The organism is Pseudomonas sp. GW821-FHT01A09 (assembly GCF_058986725.1).
Window position 1 is genome coordinate 41,663 of the sequence record NZ_JBYSWB010000023.1, and the last position, 20,553, is coordinate 62,215.

Here is a 20,553-nt window from a genome sequence, read left to right on the forward strand (position 1 = left end):
ACATGTGTGGAATCGTCGGCGCCATCGCTGAGCGCAACATCACGGCCATCCTCCTCGAAGGCCTGAAACGTCTTGAATACCGGGGCTACGACAGCGCCGGCGTGGCGGTCGTGAGCAACGACGGGCAACTGCAGCGTCGCCGCCGTACCGGCAAGGTCAGCGAGCTCGAAGCCTCCCTGGCCGCCGAACCGCTGGTGGGCAAGCTCGGCATCGCCCACACTCGCTGGGCTACCCACGGCGCGCCCAACGAACGCAACGCACACCCGCATTTTTCCGGTGACGTGGCCGTAGTGCACAACGGCATCATCGAAAACCACGAACCGCTGCGCGAACTGCTGAGCGCGCAGGGCTACGTGTTCGCCTCCGAGACTGATACCGAGGTCATCGCCCACCTGCTCAACCACACCCTGAAAACCGTGCCGGATATCGCCGACGCGCTCAAGGCCACGGTCAAGCAGCTGCACGGTGCCTACGGTCTGGCCGCTGTGCACCTGGCTCAGCCCGATCGCCTGGTCGCGGCCCGCAGCGGCAGCCCGCTGGTGATCGGCCTCGGCCTGGGGGAAAACTTCCTCGCCTCCGACCAGCTGGCGCTGCGTCAGGTCACTGACCGCTTCATGTATCTGGAAGAAGGCGATATCGCCGACATTCGCCGCGACAGCGTGCATATCTGGGACGCTAGCGGCCAAGCCGTGCAGCGCGAAGCGGTGCAGTACCACGAAGGTGCCGAAGCCGCCGACAAGGGCGAGTATCGCCACTTCATGCTCAAGGAAATCCACGAGCAGCCCAAAGTCGTGCAGCGCACCCTCGAAGGCCGCCTGGGCCAGGATCATGTTCTGGTGCAGGCCTTCGGCCCCCAGGCCGCCGAGCTGTTCGCCAAGGTTCGCAACGTGCAGATCGTCGCCTGCGGCACCAGCTACCACGCCGGCATGGTCGCCCGTTACTGGCTCGAAGGCCTGGCGGGCATCCCCTGCCAGGTCGAAGTCGCCAGCGAATTCCGCTACCGCCGCGTCGTCGTACAGCCGGACACCCTGTTCGTGTCCATCTCCCAGTCCGGTGAAACCGCCGACACCCTGGCCGCCCTGCGCAACGCCAAGGAACTGGGCTTCCTCGGCAGCCTGGCGATCTGCAACGTCGGCATCAGCTCGCTGGTGCGCGAATCCGACCTGACCCTGCTGACCCAGGCCGGCCCGGAAATCGGCGTCGCCTCCACCAAGGCCTTCACCACCCAACTGGTCGCCTTGATGCTGCTGACCCTGTCCCTCGGCCAGGTCAAAGGTACCCTCGCCGAAGGCGTCGAAGCCGAACTGGTGGCCGAGCTGCGCCGCCTGCCGACCCGCCTGGGCGAAGCCCTGGCCATGGACAGCACCGTCGAAGAAATCGCCAAGCTGTTCGCCGAGAAGCACCATACGCTATTCCTCGGCCGTGGCGCGCAGTTCCCTGTGGCGATGGAAGGCGCCCTCAAGCTCAAGGAAATTTCCTACATCCACGCTGAAGCCTATCCTGCCGGTGAGCTCAAGCACGGCCCGCTGGCGCTGGTGGATGCCGACATGCCGGTGGTCACCGTCGCGCCGAACAACGAGCTGTTGGAAAAGCTCAAGTCCAACCTGCAGGAAGTCCGTGCCCGTGGCGGGGAGCTGGTGGTGTTCGCGGATGAGCAAGCGCACTTCACCGATGGCCCAGGCACTCGAGTGGTGGCGATGCCGCATATCCACGATGCGCTGGCGCCGATTCTGTACACCTTGCCGCTGCAGTTGCTGTCGTATTACGTGGCGGTGTTGAAGGGGACGGATGTGGATCAGCCGAGGAATCTGGCGAAGTCGGTGACGGTGGAATAACCATGCTCGAACACCTCGACCTCAACGCGCTGATTGCCGCCTACGGCTATTGGGTCATCTTCATCGGCTGCCTGCTGGAAGGCGAAACGGTGCTGATCCTCAGCGGCATGGCTGCGCACCAAGGCACTCTGCAAGTGCTGCAGGTGATCGGCTGGGCCACCTTGGGCGGCATATTCGGCGACCAGTTGCTGTTCTGGACCGGACGTTATTCCGGTGGGCGCGTGCTGCCCAAGCTCAAGCGCCACCAGGCGGCCATCAAACGGGTCGAAGGTCTTATCCAGCGCTACCCCACGACCTCGGTATTCGCCGTTCGCTTCCTTTATGGCATGCGCCTGGTGGGGCCCATGGTGATAGGGGCAAGTCGCCTGTCGCCTTGGCGTTTCGCCCTGATCAACATGCTGGGTGCGGCGGTCTGGGCCACGCTGTTCGTCTGCGCCGGCTACTGGGCCGGCGAAGCGTTGGAGCATTTCTTTGGTGACCTGAAGCCCTATCGCCTGCCGATCTTCATCGCGGTGGTCGCCCTGGTGGCCCTTGCGGCGCTGGTGCGGTATTGGCGCCGCCGACGCACAGCGTCCCACTCCTGAGGCCGAGGAAGCCATATCACCCAACCAAGCGCCATCGTTGCGCCTACTTCTCCCAATCCGCCTTGGCAATCATCAACCCATGATTGCCGTTATAGGCCGCCCGTTCCGGCGACCTCCAGCCCGTCAGCAGCGCCTTGTCCACACTATAAATCTCCACCCCCAACGGCCGGCAGACGGTTAAAGGATCCTGCGCATCCGGTCCCCACATAGGCAGCGACAGATCACCCCCCGGGCAGGTCGACAGCGCACACAGCACATCGATCTCGGCAAAAAACTCCAGATAGTCCCCCTGCTTGGCCGGGCAGGCTTTCATGAAGTACATGTCGTCCGCGTTCAGTCCGGTGCACTGGAAGATGTTCAACACATCATGCACATCGAACTCGGTCAGCCCGTGCGGCAACACCGCCCGGGTCAGGTTGGAATGGCAATGGTGGTGGAAGTCCTCGCCGGTAAGCATGCGGTTGACGTAGGGATCGCAGCGGGTACCCAGCAGGTCGTGCAGGCGGCCGCCGTGTTCGTCGATGCCATAGCCGGCCAGGCTGTCGTCGGTGATGGTCACCATCGGGCGCAGGAACGGCAGGTTCGACCACAGGCGGTCGTAGGTAGTGACATGGGCACCCTGCAACTGGCGGGTGCGTGCCGCCCACAGGCGTTCGCGCGGATCGTTGGCGTTCCAGATGTTGAAGTCGCCAACCTGCGGGCCCACCGGAGTGGTAACACGGAACACATGGCCGGCCGGGACCTTCCAGGCGCGACCGGTGCGGATCGGCACTTCGAACTGCTCGACCAGGGTGCGGCTGTCCTTGCTGGTGCGAATACGGTCGTAAAAGTCCTTGTCGACCTGCAGGGCGCTGCCTTTGCTGACCTGGTAGGCGGCTGGATAGTCCTTGTACATGGTGAGTCCTCTCGTTCAAGAGCGCTGCGCAGGATGTCTAGCAGCACGGCTTCGTAATCGTTCTGGCTTAGCGATTACCGTGCCACCTGTCATTGCAGACCAAAAAAAACCGGCCCGCACAGGCGGACCGGTTTATTCACCACTTCAGTGGCTACACGGTAGCGATCACTACGCGAGGACGTGACGACAGCGCAAAACGGCCTACTCCGAAGCTGAGCGCGCCACCGATCAACAGCATGATCAGCGTGCCCCAGGCGGCTTTCGACAGGTTTTTCGCCGCGACATCAGCCGCCTGGCGCGCCTGCTGTTCGGCCTGTTGCTTGAGCTCCTGAACCTTGGCGACAGCCTGTTGATAAGCCTGCGCGTAGTTATCCACAACCTGCTGCGCCTCTTCGTGGCTCTTGCCGGTACGTGCGGCAACGATGTTGACCAACGCATCCTTGTCGGCAGCATTCAGCGCGGGCTCACCGGATTTCTGCACGCGGTCGAACCACTGCTTCAGTTGATCGCCCGCTTGAGTGGGGTCGTTCGACGCCTGCGCCGCCGTTTGCTTGGCATCGGTGCTGGCCTGATCGGTTTTTTGCTCGAGCTTCGAAGGATCCAGCTCGGCCTTGCCCGATTGTTTCAGCGTGGTGTCCAGCTGCGACTTGAGGCTGTCCCAATCCAGGCTGATGCCGTTCTTGTCGAGCTGCTGCTTGATGCTCTGACCCACGCCCGGCGCCGCCGCGGCCACACCGTCGGCAGCCAGGGACAAGCCTTTGCCAGCGATATTGCCGGCGGTACCGACCAGGCTACCGGCCAGCGATGCCAGCAACCAGGTGGTCAGCAAGGTGGTGACGGTCCAGCTCAGCAGGCCGTGCAGGCCACCGCGGTCAGGGGCCGTGCGACCGGCCACCCAAGCGCCCGCAGCCACGGCGATCAAAGTGCTCACGAATAACCAGACGCCCGCGCCGGTGCCGAATCCACTCAGGGGATTACCCTGGGCCATGGGGTCGACCGCGCCAGCGCCGATGGCTGTGCCGAGCACGCTCAGTACCAGGTAGGTGACCAGAGCGATCGCGCCACCGGCAAAGATCGAGCTCCAGGACACTCTGAAGGGCGACGCGGTGCTCGCGGGAGCGTTTACATAGGCTGTTGTCATGAAGGATTCCTCGGGCAGTGAGTACATATCAGTCGATGCGCCCAGGGCGTCGGCGAGATAGCGCGACCGCCGTCTGGTGCGGCATGGATCTCAGTCTGCCGCCCCCGCATGCACCTTGTATTGGCGCATATGCACCCCTGCATCTGGTGCATTCGCACCGCCCGCCGTGGTCGAGCACTGCACTAAGCTGCGGGCATCCGGTCCGATGCACCAAGGCGCGAAGGCGTCTTTCGGGCTCGGCCTTGATGCGCAAATCACCGGAGAACCAAGTCATGAGCGACGCTGTGCTCGCCAGAGAAACCAACCGCCGCCAATTGCAGCAGATCATTTCGGGGCTGTCGGATGGCGTGATCCTCATCGAGGTCGACCAGACCATCATCTGGGCCAACGAAGCGGCCCTGCAGATGCACGGAGTCGAGGAGATTGGCGAACTGGGCGCCAATGGTGACGAGTACCGGGAGCGTTTTGCGCTGCGCTACCGCAACAATCATCCGCTGGACGTCGAGCAACACCCCTTCAGCCGCGTGGCGGCGGGTGACGTGTTCAGCGATGTGGTGGTTGAAGTCAGCCGCACCGGTGACGAGGAAGAACGCAGCCGCGTGCACCGGATTCGCAGCATGGTGCTGGAAGACAGCGACGGCACGGCGGAGTCGCTGGTGCTGATCATCGCCGATGCCACCGAGTGGGCCAGCGCCGAGCAGCGCTTCGAAAAGACCTTCAATGCCAACCCGGCGCCGGCGGTGATCTGCCGTCTCAGCGACCTGCGGTTCATCAAGGTCAACCAGGGGTTTCTGGAAATGACCGGGCATTCGCGGGAGAACGTGATCGGCCGTTCGGTATATGAAGTCGACGTGCTCGAAAACGCCGAGCGCAAGGATCTGGCCATCGAGCGCTTGACCCAGGGCGCAACCATTCCGCAGATGCAGGCCGAGCTGAAAATGCCCGGCGGCGGCACCAAGCTGGTGATCGTGGCGGGTCAGCCGCTGGACATGAACGAAGAGGACTGCATGCTGTTCTCCTTCACCGACCTGGAGCCACGGCGCAAGGCCGAAACCGCACTGCGACAAAGCGAGGAGCGCTTTGCCAAGGCCTTTCGTCTGACGCCGGTGCCAACCCTGGTGTGCAGTGCCGATCGCCAGCAAGTGGTCGATGCCAACGAAGCCTTTCTCGCGACCCTTGGCTATACCGCCCAGGAGTTGATCGGCCGAACCGTCGCGGAGCTCGATTTCATCGAAGGCGCAGGGGTGACCGCCAGGCTGTTCGACGTGCTGGAGAAGACCGGCCGCATCGACGGGCTGGATCTCAAGTTGCGCAAAAAAGGCGATGAGACCCTCGACTGCGTGCTCGCCGCCGATACCGTCAGCATCCAGGACGCCGCGTGCTACCTGCTGGTGCTGGTGGACATCACCGAGCGCAAGCGTTCGGAGCTGGAACTGGTCGAGGCGATTGAAACCGTCATGCAGGATGCGTCGTGGTTCAGCCAGACCCTGATCGAGAAGCTGGCGAACGCCAAGAGCGTCAGTAACCGGCAGTTCCCCAGTGCTTCCTTTACCGACCTCACCGCCCGTGAGCGCGACGTGCTGGGGTTGATCTGCGAGGGGCTGGCCGACAAGGAGATCGCCGCGCGGCTCAATCTTGCGCTCAATACCGTGCGCAATCATGTGGCGACGGTCTATTCCAAGCTCGATGTCCATAGCCGCAGCGAGGCGATCGTCTGGGCCCGGGAGCGTCACCTGTTTGCGGGGCAGCCTAAGGCTAAGGCCAAGCGCGATGGCTAAGAGGTAGACAGACCTGCCTTGGCATCAGCCTCGCGGCTTGCGCACCCGATGCGGGATATCCGTGTCGGCAATCAGCACCCGCTCCATCACCCGGTCGAAATCACCGTAGTTGTAGACCGGGTAATGCAGCAACGCGCGGTTGTCCCAGAACGCCACGGTGCCCGGCGTCCACTTGAAGCGCAGCTGATACTCGGGGTTGCTGAACTCGCGCAGCAACTCGGCCACCAGTTCGCGGCTGTCTTCGACGGACCAGCCGACGAACTGTCTAGCGCTAAGCTAATTATGTAAATCCGTTATTTTTATGGATTTCAATATCAAATTTACTGATTTATCGTGGTCGGATAAGCGCCGCCGGTCAGGTATGACGCGCTCGGCCGGTTACACCTCGATACGAAACACTCCTGCAGCCTTCCCCTGCTGCCGTTGACACGGTGGCTGCCCAACGGCAGACTTGATCGCAATCGCGCCCGATCCTCTGGTGCTGGCTAGTCCGGCATTACGTTTGGGCCTTCTTATTTCTGGGACACGGAAGTTGTCAGTACCCGCCCCTCCGAAACCGTTCCGTACCTATACCGATCTCGTGGCGCTGCTCGTCCATCGGGGCATCACTATCAATGACCCATCTCGTGCTTAGCGCAAGCTGGCGCAGCTAGGCTATTACCGCCTCAGCGGGTTCTGGTATCCAGCTCGGAATTTCAAGATGTGCGGTGCGCAGCCTGAATTATGCGCGGTCACCGGCAAGCCGCAGCGTCTGGATACTTTCCAGGCAGCTACCTGTTTCGATAAAGCTGTCGAGCTATACCAATTCGACAAACACCTGCGAATGCTGATGCTCGATGCGATCGAGCGTCTGGAGGTCCATTTCAAGACAGTGATCGCCCACGAGGTCGGGTATCACGATCCTATGGCTTACACCAATGCGAGCTTCATGCTGCGCAAATGGACCCAGCCCTATACGGATAGCCGCGGTAATGTGCGGAACAAGTGGAATGAGTGGAGCCAGAAACAGCAGTCGCATATCGCACGCAGTAAAGAAGATTGCATCCAGTGGCACTTGCGCGCAGGCAAATCCATCCCTGTCTGGGTCGCTGTGGAAGCTTGGGATTTTCGTGATCTCTCTGAATTTTTCGAGTTGCTGAATAGCCGATATCAGAACCTCGTACTCTCCAGGCTGGGCTTGAACAACGCGAAAATGCTCAGCCGCTGGATGCAACAAACCAGTCATCTTCGTAACCGATGCGCGCACCATACTCGTATCTGGAATCAGGCTTCGCTCAATCCATTGTCCGTCCCTGTTGATCCCTATTTCCGAAGGTTGATGCTGGATCAACATGCGCTCAAGCGCATCTACGGGACGATTGCGATCATATGGTTTCTGCTGCAGCGGATCGCCCCTTCGTCGACCTGGATCAACGATGTCGCGGACTTGATCGATAGCAAACCGATGCTCCCTGGCTGTACCTTCAAGGCAATGGGCTTCCCGGACGAGACCGGCTTTCCTCGGGCGGCATTCGGATTTTGAGGCCGGTTGGCTCATGCCACTTCAAGTCGTGCTCAGCCTTACCTATGCGCAACACCGATGACAAGCGACGTTTGAGCAATGTGTTGTGGAACAGCCCACGCTACCCTTCGCCCGATAACAGGCACCCGCGCCATCCTGGTGCACCCCATGCCCGACAGCGGACAGGATAGAGGCGCGAAGACAACGGAATGGAAAATGCATAAAGGGTGGTTCAAGTCGTCACCTATACCGAGGTACCCACCCCATGCGCCATCTCGACACTGACTGTCTGGCCGCCTTCGTCGCGGTCATCGACTGCGGCGGATTCACCGCTGCCGGTGAACGTATCGGCAAGACCCAAGCCGCGGTGAGCCTGATGCTCGGCCGTCTGGAGGCCAGGGTGGGCCGCAAACTGCTGGAGCGGGCCCGCAAGGGCGTGACCTTGACCGAGCACGGTGAACGCCTGATCGGCTATGCGCGGCGCATCCAGATGCTCGAAGACGAGGCGCTGGCGGCGCTCGACTGCGGGCAGGAGGCTACGCGGCTGCGTATCGGCATGCCGGACGACTATCTCGAAACCTTGGGCTGCGAGCTGATGCAGGCGTTCACCCAGCGCCATCCGCACCTGCAGGTGGAGATCATCTGTGACTTCTCCTCACGGCTCGAAGCACTGATCGCCGAGGGCAGTATCGACCTGGCGATCATTACCCGCGCCAGCACCAAGCAGCAGGGCGAGCTGCTGCGTTGCGAGCCGATGCACTGGTGCGCCGCGCCGGGACACTTTCCCGAACAGCAGCGCACCTTGCCGTTATCGTTGTTCACCGACAGCTGCCGGGCGCGGCCGCAGATCATCGAGGCCCTCGACCGCCTGGGCACGCCCTGGCGTGTGGTGAGTTCGTCGTCGCATTTGCCGGGCGTCATGCACCCGGTGCGCCTGGGCACCGCGATCACTGTGCTGCCCGCTTCGGTGGTGCCGCCTGGCTGGCGAGTGCTGCAGGGCGAGCAGTTGCCGCCGTTGCCCAGCATCGAACTGGCGCTGATCAAGCCCGAGCACGCGCTGCTGAACACCCGCCGCCTGGCGCATTTCGTTCACGACTGGTTTCAGGCGGCGCGCGAAGACAGCGTTCAGAGCGAGGCGATTGCCGCCTTGTAGCCATCGAGCAGGGCCTGCAGGGCCTCGTCATCGTGGGCGAAGGTCAAGTAGACGCGGCCGAAGGCGAAGGGCATGGTCATCACCCCATGACGGCGCAGGGCCTTGTGCAGCGCCAGCGTCCAGTCGCTGTCGGCCAGCCTGGCGGCCTCGGCGTAATCCTTGGGTGCCTCGGCCGAGGGCCACAGGGTGAACACCGAGCCATAGCCGCTGGTGCTCGCGGCCATGCCCTTGGCGGCAAAGGCGGCGACTAGCGCGGTTCGCAAGGCCTCGCCCCGGCCCAGCAGTGCCGGGTAGTCGGCCACGGCGAGGTGCTTGAGGGTCGCCAGCACCGCCGCGCAGGCCGGTGGTGCGCCGCTGTAGGTGCCGGCCCGGACGATCCGGCCCTGTTCGAACAGGCTCATGTACTGCGGCTTGCCCACCAGCGCCGCTACCGGCACGCCGCTGCCGATGGCCTTGCCGACGCAGCCCAGGTCGGGCTCGGCGCCCAGCAAGGTGCCACTCAGGCCCGGTTGCAGACGCAACCCCATCAGCACTTCATCGAGGATCACCAAGGCGCCGTGGGCATGAGCCAGGTCGCTCAGGTGCTTCAGGTAACCGGGCGCCGGGGCGATGCAGCCGGCATTGGCCAGCACCGGCTCGACCACCACTGCGGCGATGTCGGCGCAGTCCTTGAACAGCTGCTCGGCGTCGGCGAAGTCGTTGTAGCGCAGTAGCACCACGCCATCGCGCTCCGGGCGCTGGGTGCCGGTCATCAGCGCCGTGTCATGGCCGGCGTTACCGAAGGCCACGATGTCGTACCAGCCGTCGTAACCGGCGGCGAACTTGACGATGCGCTGGCGGCCGGTGGCCACCCGGGCGGTGCGGCACGCCAGGTGCACGGCCTCGCTGCCGGTATTGAGGAAGATCACCTGGCTCAGGTCGCCGGTGAAGGCCGCCAAAGCAGCAGCGGCGCGTTCTTCGTCGGCATGGGCGAACGACGGCATGGGCCCGTTGCGCAGCGCCGCGCTGCTGGCAGCGACCACATCCGGCTGAGCGTGACCGAGCATCGTCGCACCAAAGCCCATGGCGGTATCGACATAGCGCACGCCCTGCGTATCCCATAGCCATGGGCCTTGAGAGCGCGCAACCTCGAAGGCCTGGCCATCGATTTCAGGCAAAGCGCGGCCGCCGCTGGAAATTCCACCGATCAAATGTTTCATCTATTGTCTCTAGGCAGTAAGGGAATTCAGTAACCCATGACCCGTGGCAGCCACTGGGTCAGGCCGGGGAAGAACACCAGCAGGGCGATGGCGCAGGCGGTGGCGATCCAGAAGGGCACCAGCCGTTTCGATACCGAGCCGATGTCGATGCGCCCCACATTGCACACCACGAAAATATTGGTGCCGATGGGCGGCGTGAACAGCCCCCAGCCCAGAGTCATGGTGAAGATCAAGCCGATCTGGTACGGCTCGAAGCCCGCGGCCTTGGCCACCGGCACCAGGATCGGCGCGAGGATGATCATCGCCGGCCCCAGATCCAGCCAGAAGCCCACCACCTTGAGCACCAGGATGACCAGCAGGATGGTGATCAGCGGCCCGGTGTGCAGGTTGACGATCCACGAGGCGACGGTATGCGGCACCAACTCGAACGTGAGGATCCAGCCGAAGGGCATGGCCACCGCCATGATGATCATCACTGAGCCCGTGATGGTCACCGCCTCGGTCACCGCCGGGAACAGATCGCGCCAGCCCAGTTGCCGGTAGATGAGGGTGCCCACGGCCAGCGCGTAGAGCACCGACAGTGAGGCGGCTTCGGTAGCGGTGGCGAAGCCGCTGACGATCGAGCCCAACACCATGATCGGCATCAGCAGCGCCGGCAAGGCTCCGCGTAGGTCGCGCAGGAACTCGGGCCAGTCCATCCGGCCTTCGACCTTGGGGAAGTGTTCGCGCACGCCGACCACATAGGCCGTGAGCATGAACACCGCCGCCAGCATCACGCCCGGGATCACCCCGGCCATGAACAGGCCGCCGATGGAGGTATTGGTGAGCACCCCGAACATGATCAAGATCACGCTCGGCGGGACGATGATGCCCAGCGTGCCGGACGCCGCCGTGACTGCGGCGGCGAAATCTCGGGGATAGCCCCGGGCTTCCATCACCGGAATCATCACCTTGGCCACAGTGCCGGTGTCGGCGGTGGCCGAGCCGGTCAGGCCGCCGTAGATGAACGCGGTGGCGACGTTGACCAGGCCCAGGCCGCCACGCAGGCGCCCGAAGCAGTGCTCGGCCACGCGCATGATCCGCAGGGTCAGGCCGCCACGGTTCATCAGCTCGCCCGCCAGCAGAAACAGCGGGATCGAAGCCAGGGTGGAGGAATCGGCGCCGCGCAGGGTCTGCTGAGCCAGCCAGGCCAACGGCAGGTGCAGGTCGCCGAACAGCAATGCAGCGATCGAGCCACCGGCCATCGCCCAGACCACGGGCAAGCCGGCCAGCAGCAGACACAGGAAGGCCAGAAACAGAATCACGACGGTCATGAACGAGCTCCGGTACGAATCAGGCGAGCCAAGCGCACCAAGGCCAACAGGGCGAGCATGGCCGCGGCGCTGATCAGCGCCGCCGAGCTCAAGCCCGCAGGCCAGCGCAGCACCGGCGTCGGTGCCCAGCCAGTGCGGGCGATGAATGCGCTACCGCTGTACAGCAGCCACAGGCTGATACCCAGCAGCGCCACGCTGGCCACCGCATCGAGCACCTTGTGCACCGGTGGCGGCAGCAGATTGACCAGGCCCTGGAAACGCACGTTCTCATGGCGGATCTCGGCGATCACCGTGCCGATGAAGGTCACCCAGATGAAGCCGATGGTGGCGATCTCGAACGACCACTCGAAGCCGTGCAGGTTGAAGTAGCGCGAGAACACCCCGGCCAGGATGGCCAGGAAGGTGATGGCGAACATCACCGCGCCGACCACGGCGAGGACCCGTTCAGGCCAACCGCGCGCCGGCTGGTCCGGGTGCTGGCTGATGGACATGGCTACTGGCCTTGCGCGTCGTGGCGCAGCTGGTTGACGAAGGCTTCACCCCAGACCTTGCCGAACTGCGCATAGACCGGGCCGGTCAGCTCGCGGAACGGGGCGGTGTCGACCTCGTTGAACTTGACGCCCTTGCTCTGCATTTCAGTCTGGATTTTGCTGTACACGGCTTCGAGCTGCGAGCGGTACCAGACGGTGGCGTCGGCCACGGCCTTGTCCAGGGCAGTACGTTCGGTCGCGCTGAGGCTCTCGTACTTGTCCTTGTTGATGAACCAGAAGTTGGCCGACCAGACGTAGTTGGAGACCGATACGTTTTTCGCCACTTCGTACCATTTCTGGTCATAGAAATCGCGCAGTTAAGGCTCGACTCCATCCACCACGCCCGATTGCAGCGAGGTATAGACCTCGCCGAACGGAATCGACTGGCCCAAGGCGCCGAGCTGCTTGATGGTCGCCAGGATCACCGGGTTCGGCGGGGTGCGAATCTTCAGGCCGCTGAGGTCGGCGGGCTTGAGGATCGGGTGCTTGCTGTTGGCGAACTGGCGAAAGCCCGAATCCAGCGCCGAAAGCATGATGAAGCCGTGGGCCTCACCCATGCGCAAGAAGGTCTTGCCAGCGGGGCTGTCCAGATAAGCATGCACGGCGGCCGCGTCCTTGAACAGAAACGGCAGCGACAAGGCATTCAGGCGCGGGTCGATACCGTCGGTGGAACCGCCCAGGCCGATGTCGATCGCCCCGGCGCCCACCGAGTCGACGATGGGGGCTTCGTCGCCCAGCTGGCCATCGGGGTAGATCTGCACTTTCAGCTCGCCTTTGGTTTCGCTGCTGACTTCGGCGGCGAAGCGCACCATGGCCTGGTTGATCAGGCTGTCGGAACTGGACGCGTGGGCCAGACGCAGGGTCTGGTCGGCCATGGCGCTCCCTGCACCGATGAATAGCGCCAGGCCGGTAAGGGCGCTGACGGCGAGATTTTTACGGGACAGGGATCTGAACACGATGGCGACCTCGAAGTGAAATAGCGTTGAAGCTATTAACTACGACAGGTCCGCGCAGCGTCAATCAAGGGCTGGCCATTTGCGATTAAACTACGAAATGCATCCATACGATTATTTATGCAGCGGTTGTCGGGGTGTGCAGGTGATCCCGCGACACCCCGCCCATTCAGCCTTGCAACATCAACTCCAGACTCTGCACCGCCGCCCCTGACGCGCCCTTGCCGAGGTTGTCGAACACCGCCGTCAGCAGCACCTGCCCCTGTGCGTCATTGCTGAATACCGCCAGGCGCAGGTCGTTGCTGCCGTTCAAGGCCTGCGGGTCCAGCTGCGCCGTGGCGCTGGCCTGTTCCAGCGGCGCCACCTGCACATAGCGCGAGCCCTGATAGAACTCGCTCAGCCGCTGGTGCAGTTGCTTGGCCTGCACGCCAGTGGGCAGCAGGCGCGTCTGCAAGGCGATGGTCAGCACGATGCCCTGAGCGTAGGCGGCATAGGCCGGCACGAACACAGGCGCGAACGCCAGTCCGGCGTGGCGCTGCATCTCGGGGACGTGCTTGTGCGCCAGTTGCAGGCCATAGACGCGCAGCGCCGGGCCGGGTGCCGCGCCCGCTGTCTCGTACTGCTCGATGCCGGCGCGGCCGCTGCCCGAGTAGCCGGACACGGCGTTGATGGTGATCGGGTAGTCGGCCGGCACCAGCCCGGCGCTGATCAACGGCCGCAGCAGGGCGATGGCACCGGTGGGATAGCAGCCGGGGTTGCTGACGCGCTTGGCCTGGGCGATCAGCTCGGCCTGGCGTTCGTCCATTTCCGGGAAACCGTAGACCCAGCCGGCCGCGGTGCGGTGCGCGGAGCTGGCATCGATGACCTGCACCGTCGGGCTGACCACCGAGGCGACTGCTTCACGGGCCGCGTCGTCGGGCAGGCAGAGGATGGCCACGTCGGCGCTGTTGATCGCCTCGGCGCGGCGCTGCGGGTCCTTGCGCTCGGCGGCGGGCAAGGTCAGCAGCTGGATATCGCTGCGCCCGCGCAGGCGGGCATGGATCTGCAGACCGGTGGTGCCTTGGTCGCCGTCGATGAAAACAATGGGCTGGGTCATGACGCTGTCTCGCGAGGAGGCTGGGTGAGATGTCATCATCGAACAAGCTTGAGATAAAGAAAATTTGAATATAGTGACGATCAGGTGCATGTTTCCTGAACGTTATTGCCCCGGATAAGCCTGCCTATGCGTGAAATCAGTCTGGATCGCCTGCGCACCCTGGTGGTGATCGCCGAACTCGGCTCGTTCGCCAAGGCCGCCCGTGCCTTGAACCTCGCGCCACCCACCGTCAGCCTGCATATCGCCGACCTCGAAGCGCGCATCGGCGCGCCCTTGCTGTCGCGTAAACGCGGGCAGGTGCATCCCACGGCGATCGGCGAAACCCTGATCGAGCGGGCGCGGCGGTTGCTGGAGGATGCCTCCCAGGCGCTGGACGACGTGCAGCGTCAGGTCCAGGGCCTGGCCGGCCGCGTGCGCCTCGGTGCCTCGACCGGGGCGCTGGCCTATCTGCTGCCCCAGGTGCTGGATGTGCTGGGCAAGCGCCATCCGGGCATCGATGTGCAGGTGGCGGTGCTGACGTCCCGGCAATCCCTCGCACGGCTGGTCGATGGCAGCCTCGACATCGGCCTGGTGGCGCTGCCGCAGGCGGCGGTGGGCGGGCTTGAACTGCAGCCGTGGCGCCGCGATCCGATCCTGGCCTTTCTGCCTGCCAGCTGGGATGTTCCCGCCCGCGTCACGCCGAGCTGGCTGGCCAGCCGAGCGCTGATCCTCAACGATGTGACCACGCAGTTGTCCCGGGTCACGGGGGAGTGGTTCGCCAGCGCCGGCCTGCAGCCCCAGGCGCGGATCCAGCTCAACTACAACGATGCGATCAAGAGCCTGGTGGCGGCGGGCTACGGCGCCACCTTGCTGCCGTTCGAGGCCCATTCCCCGCAGCCGGACCCGCGCCTGGTCATGTGCCCGCTGCGCCCGGCGCTGTGGCGCGAACTGGGCATCGCCCATCGCGCCGGGGCAGTAGAGCAAAGCACCCAGCACGTGCTGGATGTGCTGAGCGAGATGGAAGTCAACGCCTGAGGCGCTTCAGAGATCGAGGACAAGGCGTGGGCGCCTGGCTCACCTGGGACAACCCTGCGGCGAGGGGGCTTGCTCCCGATACGGGGTGGCAGACACACATGTCAATCTGACACCCCGTATCGGGAGCAAGTCCCCTCGCCACAGGAGTAGCGGTCCAGATCGCGTCGATCAACCAAAGGTAAACGCGTAGGCATTCACACCCGGATCGAGAAACTCGATGGTGAAGGTGTGATCACTCACATCACTCGGCTGACGTACCAGTTGATAGAGGCGCTGCTCGGTGACGGTGCCGGTGCCATCGGGCGCGACATCGGTACCGTGGGCGTCGCCTGGCGCTTTGCCATCGATCATCACCTTGAAGCGCACCGGCTTGCCGTCCTGACCCGGGCCCAGCACCAGGTGCAGGTCGCGGGCGTGGAAGCGATAGCCGATCTTGCCGCCTGCGGTCGCCAGGGTGGCTTGCTCGGAGCCGAGCATCCATCGCCCTTCGACGCCCCATTGGTTGAGAGTCGGCTGCGCGGGCAGCTGATAGGTGGCGTTCTTGTCGGCCGCGATATCGGGCGTCGAGGCGAAATTCTCCGAGCGGCGATAGCCCACGTAGGTTTCCGGCGATTGCATGTCCTGGCCATCGGAACCTTGCTGCACGCCGCTGGCCCTGGCGGTGATCAGGTCGCTGCTGACGTTCTTGTGCCCGGCCTCGCGCAGCAGTTGCTGAATGACTTTTTCCGACTCGGCATAGTTGCCTTCGCCAAAGTGGTGATAGCGCACATGGCCCTGGGCGTCGACGAAGTAGTGCGCCGGCCAGTATTGATTGTCGAAGGCGCGCCAGATCTTGAAGTCGTTATCGATGGCCACCGGGTAGTTGACGCCGAGCTTCTTCATGGCCTTGGTAACGTTGCCCACGTCCTGCTCGAAGGCGAATTCCGGTGAATGCACGCCGATCACCACCAGGCCCTGATCGCGGTATTTGTCCGCCCAGGCGGTGATGTAGGGCAGGGTGCGCAGGCAGTTGATGCAGGAGTAGGTCCAGAAGTCGATCAGCACCACCTTGCCGCGCAGGCTCTCGGCGCTCAGCGGTGGCGAGTTGAGCCACTGCACGGCGCCGTCGAGACGTGGCAAGTCGCCTTCGATGGGCAATTTGCTGATGTCGGTGTCGCCGACTTTCTCGGCCTTGTTGCCCATCACCCGATCCACCAAGCTCTGTTCCAGGCCGCCGGTGGAGGCGGTAGACACTTGCGCGAGGATACCGGTGTCGAGCCCGGTAGCGATGGCCAACACGCCGAGCAGCATGGCCGCGCCCAGCACTTTACGTACCCATTCGCCAGCGCCGATGGAGCGCTTCATGGCCGCGAAGACCTTGCCACCCAGCAGCAGCGCGATGGCCAGCGAGGTCGCGGCCCCTGCCGCATAGGCCAGTAGCAACAACGTGCTGCCGATACTTGCGCCCTGCAGCGCGGCGCCGGTCAGCACCAGCCCGAGGATCGGGCCTGCGCAGGGCGCCCAGAGCAACCCGGTGGCCACGCCGATCAGAAAGGACGCACCCGGGCGCGGGCGGCTGTCGTTGCCGGCCGCTTCCGACAGTCGACTGCCTGCCGCCACCAGTGGCCGTGTCAGCCGATCCGCCAGGCGCGGCAGCAACAGCGTCAAGCCGAACAAGGCGACGAACACCAAGGCGAGCCAGCGGCCATATTGGTTGAGCTGCACCACCCAGGCGCCACCCACGGCCGCCAGCGAGGCCACCAACGCGAAGGTCACCGCCATGCCCAGGAGCAAGGGCAGGCCACTGCGCACGAATGGCTGGCCGGTGCGGGCGAAGACGAAGGGCAACACGGGCAGGATGCAGGGGCTGACAATCGTCAGCACGCCCCCGAGGTAGGCAAGAATAAGTAGCAGCATGGTCTGGACGGCCTTGTGTCATGGGAGGTTGCGCGGGCTTTTGGTGTGCGCTGGATGAAGCCTAGCGAGAAGGCTTTCCTGGAGTCCTCACGGGTCCTTAAACATTTTGTGATACTTGCCGCGTGTAGCGAATCCGGCATCAGGAGCCCCGCGGCCAAGACCTTGTTCGAGAAGTCCAGGCGCGCTGGCAGCAGGGATTTGCTGACTTGATCGCGTCAGCGAGATAGACGTTGCCGCCGCCGGCCTCTTCGCGGGCAAGCCTCGCTCCCACAGTCTGCACAGTTCCAGCGCCATACAGCTGTGGGAGCAAGGCTTGCCCGCGAAGGGGCCGGTGCCGCTGGCGCAAAGATCAGGGCATCAATCCCCAGCAAAGCTGACCTGCTCCGGCACCCGCGTCATCAGCACCTTGCCCGCGCGGATCGACACCCGCGCCTTGGCCTGCCGCCGCACCGCTTCATAGTCGCTCTCGGCATCCAGCACCACCAGATTGGCCGGGCGGCCGACGGCGATGCCGTAGCGCTCGCCCAGGTTCATGGTGCGGGCGCTGTTGTCGGTGACCAGATCCAGGCTGCGCGCCAGGTCCTCGAAGCCCATCATGTGACAGATGTGCAAACCGGCATCCAGCACTCGCAGGATGTTGCCGTTGCCCAGCGGGTACCATGGGTCCTTGATCGAATCCTGACCAAAGCACACGTTCATCCCGGCGCGGTCGAGCTCGGCCACTCGCGTGACGCCACGGCGTTTCGGGAAGGTATCGAAGCGCCCCTGCAAGTGAATGCTTTCGGTCGGGCACGAGACGAAGTTGATCCCCGAGCGCTTGAGCAGGCGGAACAGCTTGGAGCAATAGGCGTTGTCGTACGAGCCCATGGCCGTGGTATGGCTCGCCGTGACCCGGCTGCCCATGCCGCGCACTCGCGCCTCCTCGGCCAGCACCTCGAGAAAGCGCGAATGCGGGTCGTCGGTCTCGTCGCAGTGCACGTCCACCAGGCAGCCGGTGCGCTCGGCCAGGTCCATGAGGAACTTGATCGAGCTGACGCCTTGCTCGCGGGTGTTCTCGAAATGCGGAATGCCGCCCACCACATCGGCGCCCAGCTCGATCGCCCGCTCCATCAGTTCGCGGCCGCCGGCGTAGGATTCGATCCCTTCCTGCGGGAAGGCGACGATCTGCAGATCGATCAGATGCCGGGCTTCCTCGCGCACTTCGACCATGGCCTTGAGCGCGCCCAGGGTCGGATCGGTGACGTCGACGTGGGTACGTACGTGCTGAATGCCATGCTCGGCGAGCATGCGAATGGTGGTGTGGGCGCGCTGCTTGGTGTCCTCGTGGGTGATGGTCTCCTTGCGCTGCGCCCAGCGTTCGATGCCCTCGAACAGGGTGCCGCTCATGTTCCACTCGGGTTCGCCAGCGGTCAGGGTCGCGTCCAGGTGGATGTGCGGTTCGACCATGGGCGCGATGAGCAATTGGCCGCGGGCGTCGATATCGCCAGGGGCGGCGACGACGCTGCCGGCTTGCGCGGTGATGGCGCCGATACGCTCGCCGTCGCAACTGACGGTGTGCAGCCCGGGAGTTTTGCGCAAGGTAGCGTTGATGATCTTCATGGGCGGTCCTCTGGATGGGCTACCACTGCAGCTTTCACGGGAACGTCTGCAGCGTCAAGCGGGTCAGCCGTTCCGGCCGATTGATGCGGTGGGCTTGCGGGCCTCTTCGCGGGCAAGCCTTGCTCCCACAAGCGTATGACTCACTGTGGGAGCAGGGCTTGCCCGCGAAGGCGATCGAGAGGGCGCTATCGCAGCTGCGTCAAATGCGGAAGCGGCCCACCAAGGCGTTGAACGACACCGCCAGGCTCGACAGCTCCTGCGCGGCCGCCTTGCTCTGATGGGCACCCGCCGCGGACTGGGTCGAGAGGTCCTGAATGTTGAGCAGGTTACGGTCGACCTCGCGGGCGACGTGGGCCTGTTCTTCCGAGGCGGTGGCGATCACCAGATTGCGGTCGTTGATCTGGGCGATGCCGTCGGCGATCAGCTCCAGCGCTTCGCCGGTCTGCCGGGCCAGCGCCTGGGTGTCGGTTACCAGTGTCTGGCTCTTGTGCATGGCGCCCACGGCCTGATCGGCGCTTTGCTGTACCGTCGAAATCATGCCTTCGATCTCCCCCGTCGAGGCCTGAGTGCGGGCGGCGAGGGCGCGAACTTCATCCGCCACCACGGCAAAGCCGCGGCCCTGCTCGCCGGCGCGGGCGGCTTCGATGGCGGCGTTGAGGGCCAGCAGGTTGGTCTGCTCGGCGATCCCGCGGATCACGTCCAGCACCTTGCCGATATCCCGCACCTGGCCGGCGAGGTCCTGGACCATGCTGGTGGACGTGGTGATTTCAGTGGTCGCACCGTTAATGGCGGTCACGGCGTGGCGGGCCTTGTCACGGCCATCGCTGGCTTGCTGGCTGGTGGCCTTGGACGCTTCGGAGGTGGACACGGCGTTGTGCGCGACTTCTTCCACCGCCGAGGTCATTTCGGTGACCGCCGTGGCGGCTTGCTGGATCTCGTCGTTCTGGCGTACCAGGCCGCGGCTGGAATTGTCGGTCACGGTGTTGAGTTCTTCGGCGGCGCCCGCCAGCTGGTCCGAGGCGCTGGCGATCTGCTGGATGGTGCTCTTGAGGCTGTTTTGCATATCGTTGAGGGCGCTCAACAGCTGGCCAGCTTCGTCCTTGCCGGTGCTGACGATGCTCTGGGTCAGATCACCGCTGGCAATGCGCTGCGCGCTGACCACGGCCGTGGCGATCGGGCGGCTGATCAGGCGGCTGATGAGCAACCCCAGCAGCAGCGCCGCGATAAAGGCCAGGACGATGCCAGAATAGAGCACCATCTTGGCCGAGGACTCCTGCTGCTGGGCCAGATCCGCACCTTCCTTGACCTGGCGGTCGTTGGAGTCGGACATGATGGTCATCTCGTCCATCACCACCCGGTAGGACTTCTGCAAGTCGCCCAGCAGCAGGACGCGAGCATTGTCCACATCACCTGCCTTCAGCAACGCCAGGTACTGCTGGATCATCGCCTGATAGGCCGGCCAGTCGCGGTCCATCTTGTCGCCAGCGGCGCGTTCGTCATCCGCCAAGGGCGTTTTGCGGTACTGCGCGTAGGCTTTTTCGCTGGCCTGGCGGTTGGCTTCCAGCGAGGCGAGAAACTCGTCCTTGACGCTCTGCGGGGCATTGGCGGCGCTGGCCAGGTACAACCGATACAAGTCCCGACTCTGGCCGACGGCTTTGATCTTGGTCTGCCCGGTGCCCGCGACGGACACCAGGTTGTTGCTGAACACCGATTTCAGGCTCTCGGACAACTGAGCGATGCCGCGGCTGCCCAATAGCCCGACCACCAGAGTAATCAGCGCACAGAGGGCGAAGCCCAGAATCAGCTTGGTCGAGAGTTTTGCATCGTTTAGCCAGCGCATCGTTTCGTCCTGAAGAAGTGGGTGAGGTAGCGATCCTGCGAACACAGAATGGGTTGTCGTACTTCTATCGGCCGGTTTTTTGTCAGCTGAAGGGCTATTTTTTCGAAAGTCGGGTTTAAAGCGCTCTAGCTTGGGTGTTTGTGGGCGTTCGGCGGCATGTCCGGTCGTCCCTCGCATTGCGCTGGCCTTGACGGGCTCGATCTGTACAAAAAATAACCATTAGAGT

Annotated in this window: 15 protein-coding genes and 2 pseudogenes; 6 read left to right on the plus strand and 11 right to left on the minus strand. The window is 63.9% G+C overall.

Going from position 1 to position 20,553, the window contains the following annotated elements:
• Nucleotides 1-2 precede the first annotated feature (2 nt).
• Both glmS and AC3WJP_RS22105 read left to right on the plus strand, forming a co-directional pair.
• Nucleotides 3-1,835 carry a glutamine--fructose-6-phosphate transaminase (isomerizing) gene (gene glmS / locus AC3WJP_RS22100; protein ID WP_493723118.1) on the plus strand — a complete coding sequence of 611 codons (1,833 nt, stop codon included), beginning with the start codon at nucleotides 3-5 and terminating at the stop codon, nucleotides 1,833-1,835.
• A gap of 2 nt (nucleotides 1,836-1,837) precedes the next feature.
• A complete protein-coding gene (locus AC3WJP_RS22105; protein WP_493723117.1) occupies nucleotides 1,838-2,419 on the plus strand; it encodes a DedA family protein in 582 nt (193 codons plus the stop codon).
• A 43-nt stretch (nucleotides 2,420-2,462) separates the two neighbouring features.
• Here the strand turns inward: AC3WJP_RS22105 and AC3WJP_RS22110 are convergent, their stop codons facing one another.
• Nucleotides 2,463-3,314 carry an urea carboxylase-associated family protein gene (locus AC3WJP_RS22110; protein ID WP_493723116.1) on the minus strand — a complete coding sequence of 284 codons (852 nt, stop codon included), beginning with the start codon at nucleotides 3,312-3,314 and terminating at the stop codon, nucleotides 2,463-2,465.
• A 151-nt stretch (nucleotides 3,315-3,465) separates the two neighbouring features.
• Nucleotides 3,466-4,455: a tape measure protein gene (locus AC3WJP_RS22115; protein WP_493723115.1), complete on the minus strand. Its 990-nt coding sequence runs from the start codon at nucleotides 4,453-4,455 to the stop codon at nucleotides 3,466-3,468.
• Between the two features lie 272 nt (nucleotides 4,456-4,727).
• Here AC3WJP_RS22115 and AC3WJP_RS22120 point away from each other — a divergent pair, with 272 nt between their 5' ends.
• Nucleotides 4,728-6,233 (plus strand): PAS domain S-box protein, encoded by a 1,506-nt coding sequence (locus AC3WJP_RS22120; RefSeq protein WP_493723114.1) that lies wholly within the window; start codon nucleotides 4,728-4,730, stop codon nucleotides 6,231-6,233.
• Nucleotides 6,234-6,257: 24 nt separating this feature from the next.
• On the opposite strand, the pseudogene AC3WJP_RS22125 reads toward AC3WJP_RS22120, so the two are convergent.
• Nucleotides 6,258-6,488, minus strand: a pseudogene (locus tag AC3WJP_RS22125) (TauD/TfdA dioxygenase family protein); the annotation flags it as partial.
• Between the two features lie 385 nt (nucleotides 6,489-6,873).
• On the opposite strand from AC3WJP_RS22125, the gene AC3WJP_RS22130 reads away from it, so the two are divergent.
• Together AC3WJP_RS22130 and AC3WJP_RS22135 are read left to right on the plus strand one after the other, a co-directional pair.
• On the plus strand, nucleotides 6,874-7,755 hold the full coding sequence (locus tag AC3WJP_RS22130) for an Abi family protein (RefSeq protein ID WP_493723153.1): 882 nt from the start codon (nucleotides 6,874-6,876) through the stop codon (nucleotides 7,753-7,755).
• 244 nt (nucleotides 7,756-7,999) lie between these two features.
• Nucleotides 8,000-8,887 carry a LysR substrate-binding domain-containing protein gene (locus tag AC3WJP_RS22135; RefSeq protein ID WP_493723113.1) on the plus strand — a complete coding sequence of 296 codons (888 nt, stop codon included), beginning with the start codon at nucleotides 8,000-8,002 and terminating at the stop codon, nucleotides 8,885-8,887.
• Here the strand turns inward: AC3WJP_RS22135 and AC3WJP_RS22140 are convergent.
• The 5 genes and pseudogenes from AC3WJP_RS22140 to argC form a co-directional block, all read right to left on the minus strand.
• Nucleotides 8,860-10,086, minus strand: coding sequence for an aminotransferase class III-fold pyridoxal phosphate-dependent enzyme (locus AC3WJP_RS22140; RefSeq protein WP_493723112.1), 1,227 nt, complete (start codon nucleotides 10,084-10,086; stop codon nucleotides 8,860-8,862). The two genes, AC3WJP_RS22135 and AC3WJP_RS22140, sit on opposite strands and share 28 nt — an antisense overlap.
• Before the next feature lie 26 nt (nucleotides 10,087-10,112).
• Nucleotides 10,113-11,399 carry a TRAP transporter large permease gene (locus AC3WJP_RS22145; RefSeq protein WP_493723111.1) on the minus strand — a complete coding sequence of 429 codons (1,287 nt, stop codon included), beginning with the start codon at nucleotides 11,397-11,399 and terminating at the stop codon, nucleotides 10,113-10,115.
• Nucleotides 11,396-11,890 (minus strand): TRAP transporter small permease, encoded by a 495-nt coding sequence (locus tag AC3WJP_RS22150; RefSeq protein ID WP_493723110.1) that lies wholly within the window; start codon nucleotides 11,888-11,890, stop codon nucleotides 11,396-11,398. Before AC3WJP_RS22150 ends, AC3WJP_RS22145 begins: the two co-directional genes overlap by 4 nt.
• 2 nt (nucleotides 11,891-11,892) lie before the next feature.
• Nucleotides 11,893-12,921: pseudogene (locus AC3WJP_RS22155) on the minus strand (TRAP transporter substrate-binding protein).
• Nucleotides 12,922-13,051: 130 nt separating this feature from the next.
• Nucleotides 13,052-13,978, minus strand: coding sequence for an N-acetyl-gamma-glutamyl-phosphate reductase (gene argC, locus AC3WJP_RS22160; protein WP_493723109.1), 927 nt, complete (start codon nucleotides 13,976-13,978; stop codon nucleotides 13,052-13,054).
• A gap of 126 nt (nucleotides 13,979-14,104) precedes the next feature.
• Between argC and AC3WJP_RS22165 the strand changes: the two genes are divergently transcribed.
• Nucleotides 14,105-14,992: a LysR family transcriptional regulator gene (locus tag AC3WJP_RS22165; RefSeq protein WP_493723108.1), complete on the plus strand. Its 888-nt coding sequence runs from the start codon at nucleotides 14,105-14,107 to the stop codon at nucleotides 14,990-14,992.
• Nucleotides 14,993-15,160: 168 nt separating this feature from the next.
• On the opposite strand, the gene AC3WJP_RS22170 is transcribed toward AC3WJP_RS22165, so the two are convergent.
• From AC3WJP_RS22170 to AC3WJP_RS22180, 3 genes are all read right to left on the minus strand, one after another.
• Complete coding sequence (locus tag AC3WJP_RS22170) at nucleotides 15,161-16,888, minus strand: cytochrome c biogenesis protein DipZ (protein ID WP_493723107.1); 1,728 nt, start codon at nucleotides 16,886-16,888, stop codon at nucleotides 15,161-15,163.
• Nucleotides 16,889-17,245: 357 nt separating this feature from the next.
• Entirely contained in the window at nucleotides 17,246-18,487 is a 1,242-nt protein-coding gene (gene codA, locus AC3WJP_RS22175; RefSeq protein WP_493723106.1) for a cytosine deaminase, read from the minus strand.
• 199 nt (nucleotides 18,488-18,686) lie between these two features.
• On the minus strand, nucleotides 18,687-20,327 hold the full coding sequence (locus AC3WJP_RS22180) for a methyl-accepting chemotaxis protein (protein ID WP_493723105.1): 1,641 nt from the start codon (nucleotides 20,325-20,327) through the stop codon (nucleotides 18,687-18,689).
• Between the last annotated feature and the right edge of the window lie 226 nt (nucleotides 20,328-20,553).

Coding starts and splice junctions, on each gene's coding strand:
- argC (WP_493723109.1), bottom strand. CDS start 13,978: ATGACCCAGCCCATTGTTTTCATCGACGGCGACCAAGGCACCACCGGT.
- AC3WJP_RS22140 (WP_493723112.1), bottom strand. CDS start 10,086: ATGAAACATTTGATCGGTGGAATTTCCAGCGGCGGCCGCGCTTTGCCT.
- AC3WJP_RS22165 (WP_493723108.1), top strand. CDS start 14,105: ATGCGTGAAATCAGTCTGGATCGCCTGCGCACCCTGGTGGTGATCGCC.
- AC3WJP_RS22115 (WP_493723115.1), bottom strand. CDS start 4,455: ATGACAACAGCCTATGTAAACGCTCCCGCGAGCACCGCGTCGCCCTTC.
- AC3WJP_RS22150 (WP_493723110.1), bottom strand. CDS start 11,890: ATGTCCATCAGCCAGCACCCGGACCAGCCGGCGCGCGGTTGGCCTGAA.
- AC3WJP_RS22135 (WP_493723113.1), top strand. CDS start 8,000: ATGCGCCATCTCGACACTGACTGTCTGGCCGCCTTCGTCGCGGTCATC.
- AC3WJP_RS22145 (WP_493723111.1), bottom strand. CDS start 11,399: ATGACCGTCGTGATTCTGTTTCTGGCCTTCCTGTGTCTGCTGCTGGCC.
- AC3WJP_RS22105 (WP_493723117.1), top strand. CDS start 1,838: ATGCTCGAACACCTCGACCTCAACGCGCTGATTGCCGCCTACGGCTAT.
- AC3WJP_RS22180 (WP_493723105.1), bottom strand. CDS start 20,327: ATGCGCTGGCTAAACGATGCAAAACTCTCGACCAAGCTGATTCTGGGC.
- codA (WP_493723106.1), bottom strand. CDS start 18,487: ATGAAGATCATCAACGCTACCTTGCGCAAAACTCCCGGGCTGCACACC.
- AC3WJP_RS22170 (WP_493723107.1), bottom strand. CDS start 16,888: ATGCTGCTACTTATTCTTGCCTACCTCGGGGGCGTGCTGACGATTGTC.
- AC3WJP_RS22120 (WP_493723114.1), top strand. CDS start 4,728: ATGAGCGACGCTGTGCTCGCCAGAGAAACCAACCGCCGCCAATTGCAG.
- glmS (WP_493723118.1), top strand. CDS start 3: ATGTGTGGAATCGTCGGCGCCATCGCTGAGCGCAACATCACGGCCATC.
- AC3WJP_RS22110 (WP_493723116.1), bottom strand. CDS start 3,314: ATGTACAAGGACTATCCAGCCGCCTACCAGGTCAGCAAAGGCAGCGCC.